Source organism: Variovorax sp. 20P10.2.4, from assembly GCF_058244205.1.
This window is the reverse complement of the sequence record NZ_JBZAYE010000931.1, coordinates 1-2,191: the sequence shown is the minus strand read 5'-3', so window position 1 is coordinate 2,191 and position 2,191 is coordinate 1. Positions and strand designations below refer to the sequence as shown.

3 protein-coding genes are annotated in these 2,191 nt (G+C 68.1%); 2 read left to right on the top strand and 1 reads right to left on the bottom strand.

The window, feature by feature from the left end; all coding sequences use genetic code 11:
- Positions 1-780: ferritin-like domain-containing protein (locus tag AC27VN_RS39575; protein ID WP_490880229.1), on the top strand; the 780-nt coding region annotated here is incomplete at its 5' end.
- A 66-nt stretch (positions 781-846) separates the two neighbouring features.
- Here AC27VN_RS39575 and AC27VN_RS39570 read toward each other — a convergent pair.
- Positions 847-1,287, bottom strand: a complete 441-nt coding sequence (locus tag AC27VN_RS39570; protein ID WP_057593223.1) for a beta/gamma crystallin domain-containing protein — start codon at positions 1,285-1,287, stop codon at positions 847-849.
- A 239-nt stretch (positions 1,288-1,526) separates the two neighbouring features.
- Between AC27VN_RS39570 and AC27VN_RS39565 the strand changes: the two genes are divergently transcribed.
- Positions 1,527-2,003 carry a MarR family winged helix-turn-helix transcriptional regulator gene (locus tag AC27VN_RS39565; protein WP_490880228.1) on the top strand — a complete coding sequence of 159 codons (477 nt, stop codon included), beginning with the start codon at positions 1,527-1,529 and terminating at the stop codon, positions 2,001-2,003.
- Positions 2,004-2,191 lie beyond the last annotated feature (188 nt).

Below are 2,191 nucleotides of genomic sequence, written 5' to 3'. Positions count from 1 at the left end.
GGCAAGGCCGTTGCCGAACGCGTGAACCCGAGCGTGGAGCGCGAACACTGGGCCTCGGCCTACGAACGCGAGCCCTACTACGAGGCGGGCCGCAGCTACGACGACTACGCGCCGGCCTACGAACTGGGCTGGAGCGGACGTGCCGCGGGCCATGACGAGTTCGCGTCCGTCGAGCCCTCGCTCGCGCGCGAATGGGAAGCGCGCCGCGGTGCTTCCACGCTCGACTGGACGCGCGCCCGGCCCGCGTCGCAGGCCGCCTGGGAGCGTGCCGATCGTCTCTACTACAGCGACGAGGACAGCGCGATTCCCGCGGTGGACGGGATCCCGCTGGCCAACGACGACGTGGTCGACGTGATCAACGACCTGCTTGAGACCAGCCGCGATGGCGAGTACGGCTTCCGTGTCTGCGCCGAGGAGATCGATGACGCGCAGCTCAAGCGCGTGTTCGCGGCGCGCGCGGTCGAATGCGCCGATGCGGCGGCGCAGCTGGTGCGCGTCGTGGAGTCCTATGGCGGCCAGCCGGCCGCGGGCGGCACGGCCAGTGGTGCCATGCATCGCGGCTGGGTGCATGTGAAGGGCGCGGTCGGCGCCAACAGCAAGCTGTCGATCCTCGAGGAATGCGAGCGCGGCGAGGACACGGCCGTGGCGCGCTACCGCAAGGCGCTCAAGCAGATGCTGCCGGCGGGCGTGCGCGAGATCGTCGCGACGCAGGCACGCGGGGCGCAGCGCAACCATGACCAGATCCGCGACCTGCGCAACGCGGAGCGCGCGGCGCGTTGATCGCGGCGTCATGAACGAGAAAGAGCCCGGCATGCCGGGCTCTTTTTTTGGGGGGCCGCGTGGCGATTACTTGCAGTTGAGCTTCATCGCCTCGATGCGCCCGCCGAAGCCAAGCCGGCTGATCAGCCCGCCTTCGCGGCTGTTGGCCGGGAAGCTCACGGTGCGGTCGCGGAACATCGCGTGCTGGTAGACCTCGAGCGTGGCGCGCGGGCCCACGGTCACGCTGTCGATGTCGCGCTGCAGCTGCCGCGCCGTGCCCTTGTCGAGGCTTTGCAGGGTGGCGGGGCCGACCAGCGTCACGACGTCGCCCTGGAAGTCGCGCTTCGAATAGAACTGGGCCCAGCAGCCGGAGCCGTGCGCCGGGTCCTCGACGCGCAGCGGCACGAGCAGCACGGTGGGCTCGGCCTGGTTGTCGACGGCCGAGACCTTGGGCGTGCCGGTGGAACAGGCGCCGAGCGCGAGCGCGGCGGCGAGGCCCAGGGGCCAGAGAGTGCGAGAAGTCTTCATGATGGATGCAAAGGCTGGGATCGGGGAATGGCGCCGGCGGGCGGATCGAGGATCCGCCTGGCTCGAAGGAGGCCGAAGGCCTGCGCCGCGAAGCTTCAAGATAGCGGCCGAACGGCGCGATGCCGTAGGAGAAAGGCGCGCGGCGCCGTCGCAGGCGGGCGTGCCTGTTCGTGGAACGCATCGCACCTCGCCGAATAAACCGCTTGCAATTGAATCGCATGCGATCTAATATTCGGCCCATGCCAGCCAAGAAAGCCGCCACCGCCCAGCCTGTCGCCCCCAGTGCCGACAAGCTCACGCTGGACGAGCAGCTGTGCTTCTCCGTCTACTCGACCATGTTGAGCCTCAACAAGGTCTACCGCGGCCTGCTGCGCGATCTCGACCTCACCTACCTGCAGTACCTTGTGATGCTGGTGCTGTGGGAGCGCGACGGCCTCAACGTGTCCGAGATCTGCACCCGCCTCTCGCTCGAGACCACCACGCTCACGCCCCTGCTCAAGCGGCTCGAGGCCCGCGGGCTCATCGTGCGGGCACGCTCGGCACTCGACGAGCGCCAGGTCATCGTGTCGCTCACGGCCGAAGGGCGCGCGCTGCGCACCAAGGCCAAGGCCATCCCGGCCTGCGTCGCGCAGGCGATGGAGCTGTCGGGCGACGAGATCGACGGCCTGCGTGAACAACTGCAGACGCTGCGCGCCAGCCTCGACAGGAACGCATGACCACTTCACTCCCTCGCGAGACAGTCGTTGCCGGCTGCCTTTTTTCAAGGCATTTATATCGCATGCGATATTCATTCATGCGCTAGTTCTCCCGTCCAACCGTTCCCTCCCCTCCAGCCAAAGGAAATCACCATGTCCTCGAACCAGACCACCTCTTCTTCCACCACGCGCCGCAGCCTGCTGACCGG

Bases quoted from the DNA above. Each gene is read 5' to 3' on its own strand.
- AC27VN_RS39570 (WP_057593223.1), bottom strand. From the start codon at position 1,287: ATGAAGACTTCTCGCACTCTCTGGCCCCTGGGCCTCGCCGCCGCGCTC.
- AC27VN_RS39565 (WP_490880228.1), top strand. From the start codon at position 1,527: ATGCCAGCCAAGAAAGCCGCCACCGCCCAGCCTGTCGCCCCCAGTGCC.